This window comes from Bernardetia sp. (assembly GCF_020630935.1).
GTDB lineage: Bacteria > Bacteroidota > Bacteroidia > Cytophagales > Bernardetiaceae > Bernardetia.
Genome location: NZ_JAHDIG010000087.1, coordinates 1 through 16,383 on the forward strand (window position 1 = coordinate 1; position 16,383 = coordinate 16,383).

General features: G+C 33.1%; 17 protein-coding genes. 11 read left to right on the forward strand and 6 right to left on the reverse strand.

From position 1 onward, the window contains the following. The 6 genes from QZ659_RS18125 to QZ659_RS18150 form a co-directional block, all read left to right on the forward strand. On the forward strand, nucleotides 1–744 hold a 744-nt coding region (locus tag QZ659_RS18125; protein WP_291728041.1), incomplete at its 5' end, for a LytR/AlgR family response regulator transcription factor. Nucleotide 745: 1 nt separating this feature from the next. Beyond that, entirely contained in the window at nucleotides 746–1,585 is an 840-nt protein-coding gene (locus QZ659_RS18130) for a maleylpyruvate isomerase N-terminal domain-containing protein (RefSeq protein ID WP_291728043.1), read from the forward strand. Nucleotides 1,586–1,604: 19 nt separating this feature from the next. Beyond that, nucleotides 1,605–2,585, forward strand: coding sequence for a magnesium and cobalt transport protein CorA (locus QZ659_RS18135; protein WP_291728045.1), 981 nt, complete (start codon nucleotides 1,605–1,607; stop codon nucleotides 2,583–2,585). A gap of 28 nt (nucleotides 2,586–2,613) precedes the next feature. After that, a complete protein-coding gene (locus tag QZ659_RS18140; protein WP_291728047.1) occupies nucleotides 2,614–3,537 on the forward strand; it encodes an SH3 domain-containing protein in 924 nt (307 codons plus the stop codon). 55 nt (nucleotides 3,538–3,592) lie between these two features. Then, complete coding sequence (locus tag QZ659_RS18145; protein WP_291728049.1) at nucleotides 3,593–4,834, forward strand: hypothetical protein; 1,242 nt, start codon at nucleotides 3,593–3,595, stop codon at nucleotides 4,832–4,834. A gap of 39 nt (nucleotides 4,835–4,873) precedes the next feature. Beyond that, nucleotides 4,874–5,908 (forward strand): DNA adenine methylase, encoded by a 1,035-nt coding sequence (locus QZ659_RS18150; protein WP_291728051.1) that lies wholly within the window; start codon nucleotides 4,874–4,876, stop codon nucleotides 5,906–5,908. Nucleotides 5,909–5,966: 58 nt separating this feature from the next. Here the strand turns inward: QZ659_RS18150 and QZ659_RS18155 are convergent, their stop codons facing one another. The 5 genes from QZ659_RS18155 to QZ659_RS18175 all read right to left on the reverse strand — a co-directional run bounded on the left by QZ659_RS18155 (nucleotide 5,967) and on the right by QZ659_RS18175 (nucleotide 9,421). Next, complete coding sequence (locus tag QZ659_RS18155; protein ID WP_291728053.1) at nucleotides 5,967–6,218, reverse strand: GlsB/YeaQ/YmgE family stress response membrane protein; 252 nt, start codon at nucleotides 6,216–6,218, stop codon at nucleotides 5,967–5,969. 186 nt (nucleotides 6,219–6,404) lie between these two features. Next, a complete protein-coding gene (locus QZ659_RS18160; RefSeq protein WP_291728055.1) occupies nucleotides 6,405–7,181 on the reverse strand; it encodes a phosphosulfolactate synthase in 777 nt (258 codons plus the stop codon). Nucleotides 7,182–7,315: 134 nt separating this feature from the next. After that, nucleotides 7,316–7,498, reverse strand: coding sequence for a hypothetical protein (locus tag QZ659_RS18165; RefSeq protein WP_291728057.1), 183 nt, complete (start codon nucleotides 7,496–7,498; stop codon nucleotides 7,316–7,318). Nucleotides 7,499–7,530: 32 nt separating this feature from the next. Continuing rightward, a complete protein-coding gene (locus QZ659_RS18170) occupies nucleotides 7,531–9,018 on the reverse strand; it encodes a hypothetical protein (RefSeq protein ID WP_291728058.1) in 1,488 nt (495 codons plus the stop codon). A 130-nt stretch (nucleotides 9,019–9,148) separates the two neighbouring features. Next, a complete protein-coding gene (locus tag QZ659_RS18175) occupies nucleotides 9,149–9,421 on the reverse strand; it encodes a KTSC domain-containing protein (RefSeq protein WP_291728059.1) in 273 nt (90 codons plus the stop codon). Nucleotides 9,422–9,607: 186 nt separating this feature from the next. On the opposite strand from QZ659_RS18175, the gene QZ659_RS18180 reads away from it, so the two are divergent. From QZ659_RS18180 to QZ659_RS18195, 4 genes are all read left to right on the forward strand, one after another. Then, nucleotides 9,608–11,833 (forward strand): S9 family peptidase, encoded by a 2,226-nt coding sequence (locus QZ659_RS18180; protein WP_291728061.1) that lies wholly within the window; start codon nucleotides 9,608–9,610, stop codon nucleotides 11,831–11,833. Nucleotides 11,834–12,059: 226 nt separating this feature from the next. Then, complete coding sequence (locus QZ659_RS18185; protein WP_291728063.1) at nucleotides 12,060–12,515, forward strand: hypothetical protein; 456 nt, start codon at nucleotides 12,060–12,062, stop codon at nucleotides 12,513–12,515. Between the two features lie 206 nt (nucleotides 12,516–12,721). Next, complete coding sequence (locus tag QZ659_RS18190; RefSeq protein ID WP_291728065.1) at nucleotides 12,722–13,042, forward strand: YtxH domain-containing protein; 321 nt, start codon at nucleotides 12,722–12,724, stop codon at nucleotides 13,040–13,042. Between the two features lie 195 nt (nucleotides 13,043–13,237). Continuing rightward, nucleotides 13,238–15,169, forward strand: a complete 1,932-nt coding sequence (locus QZ659_RS18195) for a M1 family metallopeptidase (protein ID WP_291728067.1) — start codon at nucleotides 13,238–13,240, stop codon at nucleotides 15,167–15,169. A 271-nt stretch (nucleotides 15,170–15,440) separates the two neighbouring features. On the opposite strand, the gene QZ659_RS18200 is transcribed toward QZ659_RS18195, so the two are convergent. Next, nucleotides 15,441–15,764, reverse strand: coding sequence for an ArsR/SmtB family transcription factor (locus QZ659_RS18200; RefSeq protein WP_291728070.1), 324 nt, complete (start codon nucleotides 15,762–15,764; stop codon nucleotides 15,441–15,443). 364 nt (nucleotides 15,765–16,128) lie between these two features. Here QZ659_RS18200 and QZ659_RS18205 point away from each other — a divergent pair, with 364 nt between their 5' ends. Continuing rightward, complete coding sequence (locus QZ659_RS18205) at nucleotides 16,129–16,266, forward strand: hypothetical protein (protein WP_291728072.1); 138 nt, start codon at nucleotides 16,129–16,131, stop codon at nucleotides 16,264–16,266. Nucleotides 16,267–16,383 lie beyond the last annotated feature (117 nt).

Below are 16,383 nucleotides of genomic sequence, written 5' to 3' on the forward strand. Positions count from 1 at the left end.
ATGAAAGCTATTGTTATAGATGATGAACTTCGTGCAAGGAGAATTTTAAAAACCCTTTTGAAGGAAAACTGTCCACAAATAAATGTTGTCGGAGAAGCTGAAAATGTACCTGATGCCGTACAACTCATTCACAAAACAAATCCAGATATTGTTTTTTCAGATATAGAAATGCCAGAATATTCTGGCTTTGAGTTGCTAAAATTTATTTCCAATATTGATTTTGCGCTTGTTTTCGTAACAGCGTATCAAGAATATGCCATTCGTGCTTTTGAAGTTTCGGCAGTAGATTATTTACTAAAGCCTATAGAAACTGAACTTTTGAAAAAAGCTGTCGAAAAAGTAGAAAAACGCTTAGAAATAACAGGTAATCTTCAAAACAATCAAAAAATGGAAACGTTGAGAGAAAACCTAAAAGGCGAATATCTCACTCGTTTTGCACTTCCTATGGCAGACGGACTTATGTTTGTGGAAGCTGATGATATTATGTATCTGATTGCAGAAGGTTCTTACACAGAAATTGTTTTTTCAGACAAAAAACGTGTTCTGATTACCAAAAAAATCAAATATTTTGAAGAAAATTTAGTTAATCCGTGTTTTTTTCGTTCGCATCGTTCGTATATTGTCAATCTAAATAAAATAAGTCAGTATATCCGAACAGGAAATTATATTGTAATGGACGATGGTTTTAAGGCTAGTTTAGCACGAGACCGAAAAGACGACTTTTTGAAAATATATCAAGGATAAGATGCAATCAGTAGAACCTATCATTACAGCTCACTTATTTCCAAAATTAGACGAAGCTCTTATAAAGCTGCTTAAATCTTTGTCATTAGAAGAATGGAATAGGAAAACAATAGTTCCTAAATGGACAGTCAAAGATATTGCCGTTCATCTTTTAGATGGAAATATTCGTGCTTTGTCTATGCTTAGAGACAGCTATTTGGGACAAGATGCTCCGAAAATAAACTCTTATCAAGATTTAGTAAATTATCTGAATGAACTAAATGCTGACTGGATAAAGGCAATGAAAAGGGTAAGTCCTGTTGTGCTTATCGATTTGTTAGAAAAAACAGGAAAAGAGTACAGTGATTTTATTACTACACTAAATTTGGAAGAAAAAGCAACTTTTTCTGTAGCTTGGGCTGGAGAAGAAGAATCCAAAAACTGGTTTCATATCGCTAGAGAATACACTGAAAAATGGCATCATCAACAACAGATTCGTTTAGCTCTTGGCAAAGAAGAAGTATTATATCAGAGGGAATTTTATTTTCCTCATTTAGATACTTCTATGAGAGCTTTGCCTCATCATTATAAGGATGTAGAGGGAGAAAAAAATGAATATATACATTTTCATATTACTGGTAAGGCAGGAGGAGATTGGTTTTTATACTATGATGGCAAACATTGGATTTTAGTAGATGAAATAAAAACTAACCCTGTTTGCAAAGTAGAAATAGAGTATAAAATAGCTTGGCGATTATTTACGAAAGGTATTTCAAAAAGTGAAGCACAAAAGAATATCAATATCAAGGGAAAAAAAGAACTAGGAGAAAAAATTTTGGATATGCTGGCTGTTATGGCTTAAACTAATTTAGAAAAACACAATGGAAAAAGAATTTCTGCAAAATACTACGCTCATTCAGTACAATCAGAATGAATATTTAAAGAGAAATTACGACAAAATAGAAGATATTGATGTAAGTAACACTGATGGCTCTGTACGTTGGCTCAATACGTATGGAATGGATGACCAAGAGGAATTAAAACAAGTTATCTTACAAAATAATTTAGATGATTTTCTTCTAAAGCTCATCAAAGATGAAGAACAATCTAATAAAGTCATAGAGCTAGAAAACCTACTGTTTGTATCTATTAGAGTTCTCAAAACTCAAAACGATAATTTAGATTCTGAACAGATGTTTTTTATTGTTTCTCCAGACTTTGTGTGGAGTATTCAAGAAGAAGTAGGCGATTATTTTGGTTGGATAAGAGAGCGTATCAGAGAAAATAAAGGTATCATCCGAAAGAAAAAAGCTGATTATCTACTATTTTTCTTGATAGAATCTATCATCGACAATTATTACAGTACACATCAAAGCTATGTAGATTCTTTTGCTGACCTTTTAGATACTACAAGAGTAAAACCAACACCAGAGTTTACCAACCAAATAGAAAAACAGCGAAGAGACCTTTTAAAGTTCAAGAAATCAGCAAATAGCTTGCGTACTACGCTGTTGAGATTAGAAAAAATAAAGCACAAAAATATCAAAACAAGCTATTTTGCAGAGCTGAAAGAGCAAGCTAATGACCTTATCACAGACATCGATTTTGAGCTTCAAACGTTAGAAAGTAGTCTAAATTTAGTATTTAGCATCCAAGGACATCGCCTCAATGAAGTGATGAAAACCCTTACTATTTTCTCTGTGATTTTTATTCCACTGACTTTTTTGGCAGGGATTTATGGGATGAACTTTGAAAATATTCCAGAGCTCAAAACTCAAAATGGTTATTTTATCTTATTGGGAGTAATGGCTATTATAACTTTAGCAATTATTTATTATTTTAAACGTAAAAATTGGTTTTAATTATTCCCAAACTTAGTATTCATACTTGATGCGTTACTTACTGACTTATTTTACATTGTTATACTCATCTGTTTTTAGTTTTTGTCTAGGACAAGACAAAACAGATATTTATATCTTACCTGCTTCTGCGTATTTATTTCCAAAAGAAGTATCTTCACATTATTTATTGGCTGATAGTGTTTCATTAAGAGAAAATCCTTCTAGTATCGGACGTTTTTTAGGTGTATTAAGAGCAGGAGCTAAAGTAATGGTTTTAGAAGATAGTGATAGTATTTCTACTATAAAAGGAATAAAAAGTAAATGGTACAAAATCAAAACTCAGGAAGGAGATACACAAAGAGTAGGTTGGGTCTGGGGAGGGTTTATAGCTTCGCACGCTTTTAAGAGTAAAGATAATTTGGATGTGAAATTTTTGATAGGTCTTGATAGGATAAGTAAGCATCCAAAATATGAGTATCAGTTTGAATATAAATTTAAAGTCAAAGCTATTCAAGATAGCATCTTGATAAGTGAAAAGATTATTGATGTACCGGCTTCTTATGTAAGAGATGTAAAAAGTTTAGGAAATGCAGGACTTAATAATTTAGATGATATTATTGCAATTGGAGTGCCTTGTGCAAGTGAAGGATGTGGCTGCCCAACAGGTATTATTTATCTATTTTGGAATAATAATGAGTTTGTACAACGACTTGATGCGATAGGTTTTCCAGACGCAGAGTTTTCAGAATCGACAGAGTATATTTTTCCTAGTGATTTGGAAGGAGAAAAGGGAATGATAATAAAGAGAATAAGTATGGTTGATCAAAAAAAGCAGAAAATGGTCAAGCAAGATGATGATACTGTACACAGAATATATAGTATAGAATACTATAAATGGAACAGTAAAGAATTAACAAAGGCTAGTAAGAAAGGAATTATTAAAAAATATACTATCACAACACCATTTTTTTAATAAAAACAGCAACTAAATTAGTATTTTGCAATTCATTCATCATTTATAATTATTTATGTCGCATTTAGAAAACTTACAAAGCACTATTTCAGAACTACAAAATCAGAGTAAAACACTTAATTCTCTGACAGAAGTCTATGCAAAAGCCGAAAAAACAGAGGAAAATTATAGACAAAATTTAGAGCTTTTTGAAAAATTGCGACTACAACTAGAGAGCTATGAAAATCTGCTAGACCAAAAAATAATTTCTATTTCAAAGCAAAATACCGATTCGGTTTCGGCTCTTCAAAGTACAAATCAAAAGATAGAACAAGCTGAACATCAACTCAAACAAACTAGAGAAGAAATAGACAATCAAGCGAGTGCGATTGAGGCACACTTGAAGGAAGTAAAATCTCAAAATAAGGCTTTTTATGAGCAAACACAGGATTTGTTAGTTCAAAGAACAGATAATTTGAATGCAAATCACGAAAAGTTTTATTTAGAAACTACAGAGAGAATTCAAAACCGATTAACTGCTCTTACACAAAAAAATGAGGATTTTTATTCGCTTACCTCTCATACTTTATCTACACAGCTAGAAAAACTGGAAGAACAAGCAACAGGATTCTATCAGCGAGCAACAAAAAGAATCAAGATGAATCTTTCTGACTTTGCCTCGCATACAAAAGAACGAGATGAAGAACTAGAAAAAATGTTGGTTAGCAAGATTGACACCATCCAACAAGAAAACCAAACGCTACATATTCAAGCCAACTCACTTTTTGAAAAATTAGAAAAAACGTATAGCCAGTTTAAAAACGTTTTGGATAAATTGAGTGAGTTTCAAATGCAATTTGATAGCATAGGAGCAAATTTAGAAAGCCAAGAAAAAGAAATTTATAATCAGTCAGAAAGCCTAAAAGAAGCACAAAACAGTTTGCACCAAAGCCAAAAAGAGCAGTTTGAGGCTTTTTCAGACTATCAAAAAAAGGCGTTAAAATTTATTTATGATAGCCAAAGCCAAGAATTTAAGACGCTAAAGGATAATTTGGAAAATAAATTTGAGTTGCAAAGTGAAAGTTATAATCAAAATCAGAAAAAATTAGAAGAAGAAATTGCGACACAGCAAAAAAATCAACTTATTTCTTTACAAAATGCTCAAAGTGAAGCCATTACTCCAATACAAGAAAAAATAGAGGAAGAACTTACCCTACAAAAATCAAAAATAGATAAGGTTTCTACTTTTCAAATCATTACCTTTGTAGGCTTGCTAATCAATTTAGCGTTACTCATTTATTTGCTAATAAAAATATAGCATATTTTTAGAACATACTTCAGTGTGTTTTTATTGGAAATGAACTACATCGGCTCAAAACTTCGTCTTTCAGATTGGATAGTCAAGACTATCAGAAAAAAATATACTCAATCAGATTTTTCAAAACCCTTTTCAGAAACCACTTTCGCAGAGCTTTTCGCTGGAACAGGAATTATAAGTAGAACTCTCAAAACATCTGTCAAACAAATTATCGCTAATGATTTAGAACCTTATAGTTATTTCTTACTGAAAAATTATATCGAAAATACTGATGAAATTCAGAGTGAGAGAATTGTTCTTTTGATAGAAGAATTGAATAACTTATCTATTGAAGGCAAAGAAAATGGTTTTATCTATCAAAACTACTGCGAAGGAAGTGGAAGTGAAAGAATGTATTTTTCTGATGAAAATGGAAAAAAAATTGATGTAATTAGGCAAAAAATAAAAGAGTGGAGTGAAAATAATTTTGTTTCTCAAAGTGAATATTATTTCCTTTTAGCTTCTCTTTTAGAAAGTGCTGATAAGGTGGCAAATACAGCTTCTGTATATGGTGCATTTCTCAAAAAACTCAAAAAATCGGCACAAAAAAACTTGGAACTTTCTCCTGCTCATTTTCCAATTACTAAAAACCAAAACAATAAGGTTTTTAGAGAAGATGCCAATGAGCTTATTAAAAAAATAAAGGGCGATATTCTCTATTTAGACCCACCTTATAATGCTCGCCAATATGGAGCAAATTATCATCTCTTGAATACGATTGCACTTTATGATAATTTTGAGCCAAAAGGAAAAACAGGATTGAGAGAGTATGAGCGTTCGAAATACTGTAAAAAAAGTGAAGTAGAAGTAGTCTTTGAAGACCTTATCAAAAATGCAGATTTTAAACTGATTTTTTTGAGTTACAACAACGAAGGACTAATGAGCTTAGAAACCATCAAAAGAATAATGAGTAAATATGGTTCGTATTCTTTAGAAAAAACAGAATATCAACGTTTTAAAGCTGACAAAGACCAAAACAGAGAACACAAAGCCAATGCAACAGTAGAATATTTACATATTTTGATTAAAGAATAAGAACAAATAAAAACGACTTTCAAATTAGATTTTGAAAGTCGTTTGTCGTTTAAGTTATTTATTTTTTCTTCATTAAGCGATATAAGAAAAGCAGTAATACCGAACCACCAATAGCGACTAGCATACTAGAGAAGTTAAAGCCAGTAACTCCAAATCCTAAGACTACATTTCCTATAAATCCACCTACAAAAGCTCCAGCAATACCTATTAAAATAGTAATTATAAAACCTCCAGGGTCTTTACCTGGCATAATGAGTTTAGCAACAAAACCAGCAATGAGTCCAAAAATAATCCAAGCTAACCATCCCATAATTATAAAAAATTTAAGTTAAAAAAATAATTTCTATTATGATATACGTTTTTTTCTTAAAAATGTTAGAATATATTACCAAATAAAAAGGCAGCTTCAAATTTTTAAAGCTACCTTTTTGATATGTTATCGATATTTTAATATTCTGTTGTGTTGTAGTTGTTGTCTCTACCAACGACCACTACATTATTTATTTCCATTCAAAAAGAAATGAAATGTATCTCCACGAAGTCCTAAACGAATAGTTTCTAAAGGAATAAGTTCGTTAGGCGCAATATTTCCTAAATTTACATTTGCTCCAATGAGTTTGATAAAATAGACTTGTTGTGTTTTTTGAGGAGCTTCCCAAATAATTTTTTCAGCAGGAATTTTCGTCAAGATTTCCTGTACAAGCCCCGAACGCACCTCGCCAGTAGAGCGAAACAGCCCTACATTGCCACTTTCTCTTGATTCTCCAATAACTTTCCATGCGCCTGCATCTAGCTCGGCTTGCATCAGTTGAATCCACTGATAAGGAGGAAAGATTTTTTCAGCATCTTTTGAGCCTACCTCTGAAAGAACTGTAACTTGCTTAGAAAAACGCTCAATGAGTTTACACTTTTCTTCGTGTTCTAACTCTAAAGAACCGTCTGAAATTTCAACATATTCCATTCCATACTTATCTAAAACTTTTTGATACTCATCTACTTGATTTCGCACCAAAAAAGCCTCAAAAAGTGTTCCTCCGAAATAAGTAGGAATACCAGCTTCTTTGTAGAGAGCTAGTTTTTCTTTGAGATTATTGACAACATACGAGGTAGCCCAACCTAGCTTTACAATGTCTATATATTCGCCTGCTACGCTAATAAGGTCTTCAATTTCTCTAACACTCATTCCTTTGTCCATTACCATTGTCAGACCCGACTGGCGAGGTTTAGATGGACGTTCTGGAATATGAGTGAGTGAGTAGTTTTGTTCTTGCATTTTAATATGATTCTATGGCAACTTGAAAAATGAATAGTGTTCTATGTGGTTGCGTGTGAGAAAAATTAGTCAAATCAAGAAGCAAAGATATTGAATTTGAATGAAAGTAATAGAGTGTTTAAGAATATGGAAAATCATCTTTCCAAATTTTTAACATCGTGGTTGGTCTGATGTTTCAGCTTTGCTATTACAGCGACCAACGAAAAAAGTGCATTGGAAAGAGGCAATGATGTACTTTTCAAGAGTTTGTTTGTTGTTGGTGGTACTTCGCTAAAACACCAAGAATTGTGGAAAAAACGCCAACAATGGTATAACATTTATTTTGAAAGACTATACGTAACAGAAGGTATCATTCTTCTGTTAGTTTTAATTTAATCATCCTTTGCGTATTTTTACGAGACCATTCTACAAGAATGTATTCGTCTTTATCTATATTTGAAGTATTTTTAGCCACGAAAAGAGGAGGAAATTCTTTTATATTTTTATCTCTTGGAATATATTTTCCATCTTCAATATCCCCTTCTCTATTTATAACTTTATGGGTAATACCCATAGTTTTTATAAACTCTGCTTTCGAAGAAAGTAATGTGAGGTCGTTTATACCATGCACAAAAAATATATGTATATTGCCTTTAGAGTCCTTCATGGATGCAAATGATATAAGTATTTCACCGTATGTATTGACATCTTGAGATTTATATATGGTGTTTTCCCATAATACTTTACTATTTTTATCTATACATATAGTATAAATATATCCACATCTTGTATTGTACACATATTTGCCTTTTTGATATGTGCCAGTGTGTTCTGAAGTTATAATAATGCTTCCATCAGGATAAGTAAATATATTTTTAAATGCTAAACTATATAAATCCCCTTTGTATAAGTATTCTTCACCATTATTAATCATTTTTTGTCCTATTTCAATCAAAGTTTTTTCTTTTGTGTCAACATCCACAATTTTTAGCTTATCTACATTTTTAGACCATTTTTTTGATGTGAACATTAGCCATTTTACTTGCTCGTTTATTTTCGAAATCGATATACTTTGAATATATTCTGTTCCACTTTGTTTTCTTGCAATTTTTTCATAAGTAACTTTATTTGTTTTTTTAATAAAGCTACATAGCACATATTCTTGTTGTTCTTCGTTTTCAATGATTAAATATGTATTCTCTTGACTTTTATCCATGTAAACTTCTTTAAATCTATAACTACCATTATTTACAGCTTTGAAAGGTAAAATAGTTGTTGTTTCCCATGTTCTATTTAGGTTTTGATCGTACATAACAGCAGTCAAACCAAGTTTATTCTTTTCTCTAGAGAAAGCAAAAGCAGCAACTGATTTCCTGTCTTTTGATACTACTACCTTACAGTGATTGTATCGTTGAAATTTATATATTTTATTTGCTGATAGGACAAGTTCTTTCTTTGTTGCTTCAAGGGTATTTTTGTCTATTTGATACAAATATAAATTATTTTCACTCTGTTCTTGCTCTAAGTTAATAGCATAAAACTGATTTTTTTGTGCAAAAAAAGCTAACATTCTAGAGACATTCATATTAGGGGACTCTATTTTCTTTGCTTTGACAATATTCAAATTTTTATCAAACTTTTCTATATAACTAGCCCCTTTATCTTTATCAGACTTGTAATTACTATTATAAAAAACTCCTGAATATAAATACCCTCCTTCATCTTTTATGAACTCTCTATAAAATTGAGCATTATAATCTTTGTGAGATGTGTCTATGGTTTCTCCTATTTCAATATCTTGTGCAAGAGAGTTTAAGTAGTTTCCTAAGAACAATAATATAAATAATAAACGAATCATAGGTTTTTAAAAGTTAATGTTTTATTGCTAAAAGTAGATGCCGATTTTCTAGCCTCAAAGATACAAAAATAACCCCTACCAATTCTGTATTAGTAGAGGCTATTCAAATTCTATGAAATCCATCTTATTTTTATTTGGTAGCTAAATTTTGACGAAACTTCGAAAGCAACTGCTCAGAAAGTGAACGATTCATCAGATGGGCATAAATTTGTGGTGTAATGTCACGAAGACGCTTCGAAGAGCCGTCTTTAAACTCAATATCAAGCGTTTTTTCTGCTAAATTATAAACAGCAGAACGAATTTGGTTGTAGGAAAATGGAAACTGTCTCATGGTTGCGTGTGATGTGTTGGTAAAGGATTGAAGTAGTTGTTTTCTGATGGCTAAGTTGTGTGCTATTAACACCTTATTAATATAACCAATTTTTCTGAAAAATCATTCCTTTTTAGTGTAAAAAAGTCTAAAAATTTTGGCTTATTTTATTTTTATAAAAAAATAAAAGATAGGTGGTTGATAGGGCATTATTTTGAATAATTACTCAAAATTTGCGTACTTGAATGTTTTTAGTGAAAATAAATTTTGACTTATATTATGTTAAAGAAAAACTACTTTCTCTCCCTTTGCTTAGGGATTTTTGCTTTTTCAGCAGCTTACTTATCTCCAACTACGGAAACAGTAGCACAAGACGATGCAAAAGTGAGCGTTACTGATATTTATTCCAACGGAGAGCTCTATTCCAAAACGTTGCAGGGTGTAAATTGGACAAACAACGGACAGTTTTATACTCGTATGGATGGAAACGCTATTGTCCGTTACGACATCAAAACTAATAAAGCCGTAGAGACAATTTTTGATGGCGATGCTTCTGACCCAAAAATTAGAATTGCTGATTATTCTTTTTCTGATAAAGAGGATAAAATCTTGATTCAGAGCAATCGTCAGCCAATTTATCGCCGTTCGTATATTGCAGAATATCACGTTGTGGACACAAAAGACAAGTCTGTAAAAAAACTTTCTGAAAAAGGGCGTTCTGCGTATGCTACATTCTCTCCAGATGGTACGATGGTGGCATTTTTCAGAGACAACAATTTGTTTTATGTTACTTTGTCTGATATGAAAGAAGTCCAAATTACCAATGATGGACTTTTCAATAAAATCATAAATGGTGCTGGCGATTGGGTTTATGAAGAAGAGTTTCAACTGACAAAAGCCTTTGCGTGGTCGCCAAATAGTGAGAACATTGGTTTTGTTCAGTTTGATGAGAGTAAGGTTTTGGAGTACAACATGCAATATTGGGCAGACAAATCTCAGCTTTATCCGATTGATTATAAATTCAAATATCCAAAAGCAGGTGCAGATAATTCTACTGTAAAAGTTTTTGTTTATAACGTAGAAGCAAATAAGAAAAAGGAAATTTCTTTAGGCGATGAAAAGGATATTTATGTACCTCGTTTGCAATGGACAAATAATCCAAATTATATGGCAATTCGTAGAATGAACCGTTTACAAAATAAAATTGACCTCATTCATGCCAATATTGAGAACGGAGAAACAAAAGTTGTTTATACAGATGAAGACAAAGATGGTTATGTAGATTTTGAATATACACAAGACCTTATTTATTTGGAAGATGGTAAGCATTTTATTGTTTCTAGCGAGCGTACAGGTTACAAACATCTCTACCTTTATACAATGGATGGAAAGCAAGTGCGCCAAATCACGAATGGAGATTGGGAAGTAATTGAACTTTTGGGAGTGCAAGAAGAAGGTTTGAAAGTGCCGATGCTCTATTATATTTCTACACAAGATTCTCCTTTGGAGCGTCATTTCTATATGGTGGACTTACAAGGCAAAAAAACTCGCAAGCTCACAGACCGACATGGTAAAAACTCTGTTGATATGAGTAAAGATTTTGCTTTTTATATCCTCACACATGAAAGCACAGAAATGCCAGTCAATTATCGTTTGTATCAGACAAAAGGTAACTTGCTTTTAAGCAAGATTCAAGATAACGATGGACTTATAAAAACATTTGAAAAATACGATTTGCCTCAAAAAGAAATTTCATCATTTAAAAATAGAAATGGAGAAGAATTGTATTATCAAATCTTCAAACCAGTAGATTTTGATGAGAACAAAAAATACCCTGTCTTGATGCACGTTTACGGAGGACCTTCTTCACAGCTTGTTACTGATACGTGGGCTGGAGGAAGCAACGACCTGTGGCACGGAATGCTTACTCAGAAAGGCTACATTGTCGTTACGGTAGATAACCGAGGAACACAAGGACGTGGCGAAGCATTTAAAAAAGCTACTTATAAAAACTTAGGAAAATTGGAAGTAGAAGACCAAATCGACGGAGCAAAATTTGTTGGAAGTCTGCCTTACGTGGACAAAGACCGTATCGGAATTTGGGGCTGGAGCTACGGAGGTTATATGTCTTCACTCTTGATGATGTTGGGTGCAGATTATTTCAAAGCGGGTATTGCTGTTGCGCCAGTTACGTCGTGGAGATATTACGATACAATTTATACAGAGCGTTTCTTGCAACGTCCACAAGACAACCCAAGTGGATATGATGATTTCTCGCCTATTACTCACGTAAAGAAACTCAAAGGCGATTTTCTTTTAGTTCATGGAACAGGTGATGATAACGTTCACATTCAAAATTCTATTCAGCTTCAAAATGCACTTGTCAATGCTAATATTCCATTTGATATGTTTTATTATGCAGACAAAAATCATGGTATTTATGGAGGAATGACTAGAATCCACTTGTACAATATGATGACAAGATTTGTAGAAGATAATTTATAAAAATTAAACCCTAAGAAATCTCAAATTTCTTAGGGTTTTAGTTTCTTTCCAAGAAAGAGATGCAATTCATAGAGTACTAGACACAAGATAAAAAGTAGTTGGTGTCGCTATGCTAAAACATCAGCTAACGGTATTTTTTCCCTGTTCTGTGAAGCACAGAACAGCAACTAGCTGTTCATATACAGTACTCTATGAAATTTTCTTTTTTTACCACAAATTTACAAACATGAAAAATTTATCTATAGAAGAAATTCTAGAAACTGTTTTTACTACCGAAAATCCAGAGACAGGTAGCCAACCACCAGAACAAATAGGTTGGGTTATCTTTGAGAACGAGACGGTTTGTCTGATAGGAAAAAGTGCAGGTTTGTCAGAAAACCCTTCAGCAGAAGAAATGGCTGATTTTGCCAAAAAAGAATTATTAGAACTTGGTGTTCCGATGGTAGGCTCACCATCAGCAGATTTCAATGTCAGTAGAGTTCCTTGGTTCAAGGAGCAATTTGTTTATATGATTACTTACGATAGTAATTTTATTTTCAATGTCTTGACGTATGAAGAAGAAACAAGTGATATTTCCGTAGGAATGGAAGGGCGAAGTGTTAGAGGTTTGGATGCAGAAACGCCAAAAATCAAACTGGTCAGAGATCACGAAAAAAATACTTTCACTACCATAGAAGGTTAAAACTATTTTCCTTAAAGTAGCTCTAAACAAACAACCTTTCATTTTGCTTTACGTTAAAAAAATGTTTTTTGAAATCATAAGTAAAAAAAGCAAACTTATTTTTTTAAAAGTCATATTTTTGTTAAATTAGCTTTATAAGTTTTTCAAGATTTATTTGAGCCAAAACGGCTTTTTATTATTCATCATTTTTAACCTATTCAATTTTTATGGCAAATTCAGATAATGGAGGTTTAGGCGTAGTAACATTTATTGCAGGGCTTGCAGTAGGTGCATTGGTTGGTGTTTTGGTAGCGCCAGAAGCAGGCGACAAAACTCGTGGACGCATTGCACGCAAATCGAACGACCTTTTAGAAGAGTTAGAAGGACAAGTAGAAATTACTAAACACAAGGTAAATCAGTTCAATGAATCTATGAAAGAACGTGCTAATACACTTGCTGCTGAAGCAAAAGCCAAAGCAAATAATTTGGCTTCACAAGCGAAAAACCAAATTGGTAATTCAGCAGAAGAAGGTAACGCAGAGGCATAGACTACTTCTGATTAGTAAAAGTTATTTTTTTAAGAATCTTAATCTATTCATCTATTAGGTTAAGATTCTTTTTTTTGTATTTTCGTCTTTTATCAGAATTTGATAAGTTTTTATTTGTAGGACTTGTCTTGGACAAAAGCAAGCAACAACCATTTAGCACTTACAACTTATCATTTATAACTAATACTCTATTCTATGCAAAAATTCTCATTACAAACCTTGTTTTCTAGCTTGGTTTTGTTTTCTCTTCTTACAGCTTGTAATTCAGACAACAAAACAACAGACCAAACTCTAGAAACCACCGAACTATCTGCTACTGATTCTACTGTTCAAATGACTACATCTAATCCTACCGATATTCATACGTTTGCTGTTCCCAAAGAAGCAAAAGTAAAACACCTAGATTTGAAATTAAATGTAGATTTTGAAAGTAAAATGCTCTCTGGAGTTGCTACTTACGATATTGAAGTTCAGAATAATGTAGATAAAATTTATTTAGACACTCGCAGCCTAACCATTGAAAACGTTGAGGTAGATGGACAAAAAGCTAACTTCGAATTAGAAAACGAAGTAGAACATCTCGGACAAAAACTCTCTATTCCAGTTACCCCACAGTCTGAAAAAATTACTATCACTTACAAAACTTCATCTGAAGCAGAGGCATTACAATGGCTTTCTAAAGAACAAACAGCAGGAAAGAAAAGTCCATTCCTATTCACACAATCGCAGGCTATTTTGGCTCGTACGTGGGTGCCAACACAAGACAGCCCAGGTATTCGCTTTACGTACACAGCCGAAGTTACTGTTCCAAAAGACCTTATGGCAGTGATGAGCGCAGAAAATCCACAGCAGAAAAATGATTCTGGTGTATATAATTTCAAAATGGAACAGCCGATTCCAGCCTATTTGTTGGCTCTTTCTGTGGGAGATTTGCGTTTTCAGCCAATTGGAGAGCGTACAGGCGTTTATGCTGAACCTTCTGTAATTAGCAAAGCTGCTTATGAGTTTGAGGAAATGGACAAGATGCTAGTAGCAGCTGAAAAACTCTATGGAAAATATGCGTGGGGACGTTACGACCTTATCGTTTTGCCTCCTAGTTTTCCGTTTGGTGGAATGGAAAATCCACGTCTTACTTTTGCAACACCTACAATTTTGGCTGGCGACCGTTCGCTTACTTCTCTAGTGGCTCACGAACTCGCTCATTCGTGGTCGGGAAACTTAGTAACTAACGCTACGTGGAACGACTTTTGGCTAAATGAAGGCTTTACTGTTTATTTTGAGAACAGAATTATGGAAGAAGTTTATGGAAAAGATTATGCTGAAATGCTTGCTCTGATTTCTTATCAAGATTTGAAGAGCGAGGTAGATGCTATGACAACAAATAACAATGCAGAAGATACAAAGCTCAAACTTGACCTAAAAGACCGTAATCCAGATGATGGCGTTACTTCAATCGCTTACGATAAAGGGTTTTATTTCTTGAAATTAATAGAAAATACAGTAGGTCGTGAAAAATTTGATACATTTTTGAATCAATATTTTACTGAATTTGCTTTCAAAACCACTAATACAGAAGACTTTTTAAATTATTTGGAAACCAATCTTCTTTCAAAAGTGGAGGGAGCAAATGAAAAAATCAATCCAAAAGAGTGGATTTATGAAACAGGAATTCCTAGTAATATTCCAAAAATTGAATCAGAGCGTTACGACAAAGCTATCGCAGCAGCACAGGCTTGGAAAGATGGAACACCAGCAGCACAGCTAGAAACAACAGACTGGACATTCCAACAATGGCTCTTTTTCCTTCGTGCCTTACCAAACGATTTGACTTCACAGCAAATGCAAGAATTAGACAAGCAGTTTAAGTTTTCAGACACTGGGAACAATGAAGTTTTGGGAGAGTGGCTTATAAAAGTAGCACACAACCAATACGAAAAGTCATATCCACAGATGCGTACTTTCTTAGTAAATGTAGGACGTAGAAAATTTTTGAGTCCGATTTATACAGAGCTTATCGCTAATGATAAAACATATCCGTTGGCAAAAGAAATCTTTGAAGAAGCTAAGCCAAATTATCATTTTGTTTCTTCTTCTAGCATTGAGAAGATGTTGGCGAGTAAAAAATAAATCAGTTTTTTAAAAAACGTAAGCCGTCAGTAGTTTTTAAATTATTGACGGTTTTTTGTTGTTCGTAAAATAAATACTATCGTTAGTAAAAACTAAGTAGGCAAATTCGTTGTAGGTGTTTAAGTGATAACGACACCAACAATAAACACCCTCACAAATCCGTATAAAGTGATATGCTCGTTGGTGTCGTAACGGTAGAGCCGAAACTAAAACACCAACAAGGATATTGAAAATTTTCTAACCTTGCTAGTAGCTAAGCACTAACAAAAAACTAAAACATAATACACTCACAGCCTTCCAAGCACTTAAAAAGATTCAAGATGTTGCGCTCACGAAGCGAATAATAAACATTTTTTCCTTCTCTTTTAGAATTTAAAATACCTTTTAGTTTCATATTCGAAAGATGATGAGAGGTAAGAGATTGCTCAATTTCTAGTCCTTCACAGATTTGATTGACAGAGAGGCGTTCTTTTTTTTCTAAGAGTTTCAAAATACCTAAGCGAACAGGATGTGCTACCGTTTTTAAAATAAAAGCTGCTCGTTCTAGCGTTTCTACATCTATTTGTAGTGAGTTTTCAGTGTTCGTGGATTCCATAAATTAGTTATTGTATTATCTTTCTATAAATACTTGTTTATATGTTCATATATCATTACTAACGCAAAACAAAGTCTTTGGTTATTCTGTTGGTTCATTTTTCGTAGGTCAAAGACTTGTCTTTGATAAAACATAATTTCAGAATTCATTCGCTGTGCAATCCAACCGTCTTGTTTTTTCCTCATCAGCTTGTCAAAGTAATCTTGCTCTACAAGGCAAGGAAAATAAAGTTTTGATGAAGATAATAGAAAGCCACTACCCAAAAAGAAATCAGAACAAGAGAAATTAAATAGTCCAAAATTTCCAGTGTTTGAGAAAAATATAAGAAGACGATTGAAGAAGACTTTAAAACAATTATGGAGAATTGGAAAAGTTTAATTATTCCACAACACACAAAGAAGCCGAACAGGTTTTAGACATATTTGCCAAAGAGTATTTTTATTTATTTGGAGATTATGAAGATGCTATTTCTACTGGCAAGTGTATTCTTTTACATATTTAGCTAGTTAAGAATAGATTGTATTAGAGTACTGGACATCCATAGATATTTGCTGTTCTGTGAGCCACAGAACAGGGAAAAAATACCGTTCGTTGGTGTTTTAGCGTAGCGACACCAACA

Bases quoted from the DNA above. Each gene is read 5' to 3' on its own strand.
- QZ659_RS18160 (WP_291728055.1), bottom strand. From the start codon at position 7,181: ATGCAAGAACAAAACTACTCACTCACTCATATTCCAGAACGTCCATCT.
- QZ659_RS18200 (WP_291728070.1), bottom strand. From the start codon at position 15,764: ATGGAATCCACGAACACTGAAAACTCACTACAAATAGATGTAGAAACG.
- QZ659_RS18150 (WP_291728051.1), top strand. From the start codon at position 4,874: ATGAACTACATCGGCTCAAAACTTCGTCTTTCAGATTGGATAGTCAAG.
- QZ659_RS18145 (WP_291728049.1), top strand. From the start codon at position 3,593: ATGTCGCATTTAGAAAACTTACAAAGCACTATTTCAGAACTACAAAAT.
- QZ659_RS18135 (WP_291728045.1), top strand. From the start codon at position 1,605: ATGGAAAAAGAATTTCTGCAAAATACTACGCTCATTCAGTACAATCAG.
- QZ659_RS18130 (WP_291728043.1), top strand. From the start codon at position 746: ATGCAATCAGTAGAACCTATCATTACAGCTCACTTATTTCCAAAATTA.
- QZ659_RS18155 (WP_291728053.1), bottom strand. From the start codon at position 6,218: ATGGGATGGTTAGCTTGGATTATTTTTGGACTCATTGCTGGTTTTGTT.
- QZ659_RS18185 (WP_291728063.1), top strand. From the start codon at position 12,060: ATGAAAAATTTATCTATAGAAGAAATTCTAGAAACTGTTTTTACTACC.
- QZ659_RS18165 (WP_291728057.1), bottom strand. From the start codon at position 7,498: ATGTTATACCATTGTTGGCGTTTTTTCCACAATTCTTGGTGTTTTAGC.
- QZ659_RS18140 (WP_291728047.1), top strand. From the start codon at position 2,614: ATGCGTTACTTACTGACTTATTTTACATTGTTATACTCATCTGTTTTT.
- QZ659_RS18170 (WP_291728058.1), bottom strand. From the start codon at position 9,018: ATGATTCGTTTATTATTTATATTATTGTTCTTAGGAAACTACTTAAAC.
- QZ659_RS18195 (WP_291728067.1), top strand. From the start codon at position 13,238: ATGCAAAAATTCTCATTACAAACCTTGTTTTCTAGCTTGGTTTTGTTT.
- QZ659_RS18180 (WP_291728061.1), top strand. From the start codon at position 9,608: ATGTTAAAGAAAAACTACTTTCTCTCCCTTTGCTTAGGGATTTTTGCT.
- QZ659_RS18190 (WP_291728065.1), top strand. From the start codon at position 12,722: ATGGCAAATTCAGATAATGGAGGTTTAGGCGTAGTAACATTTATTGCA.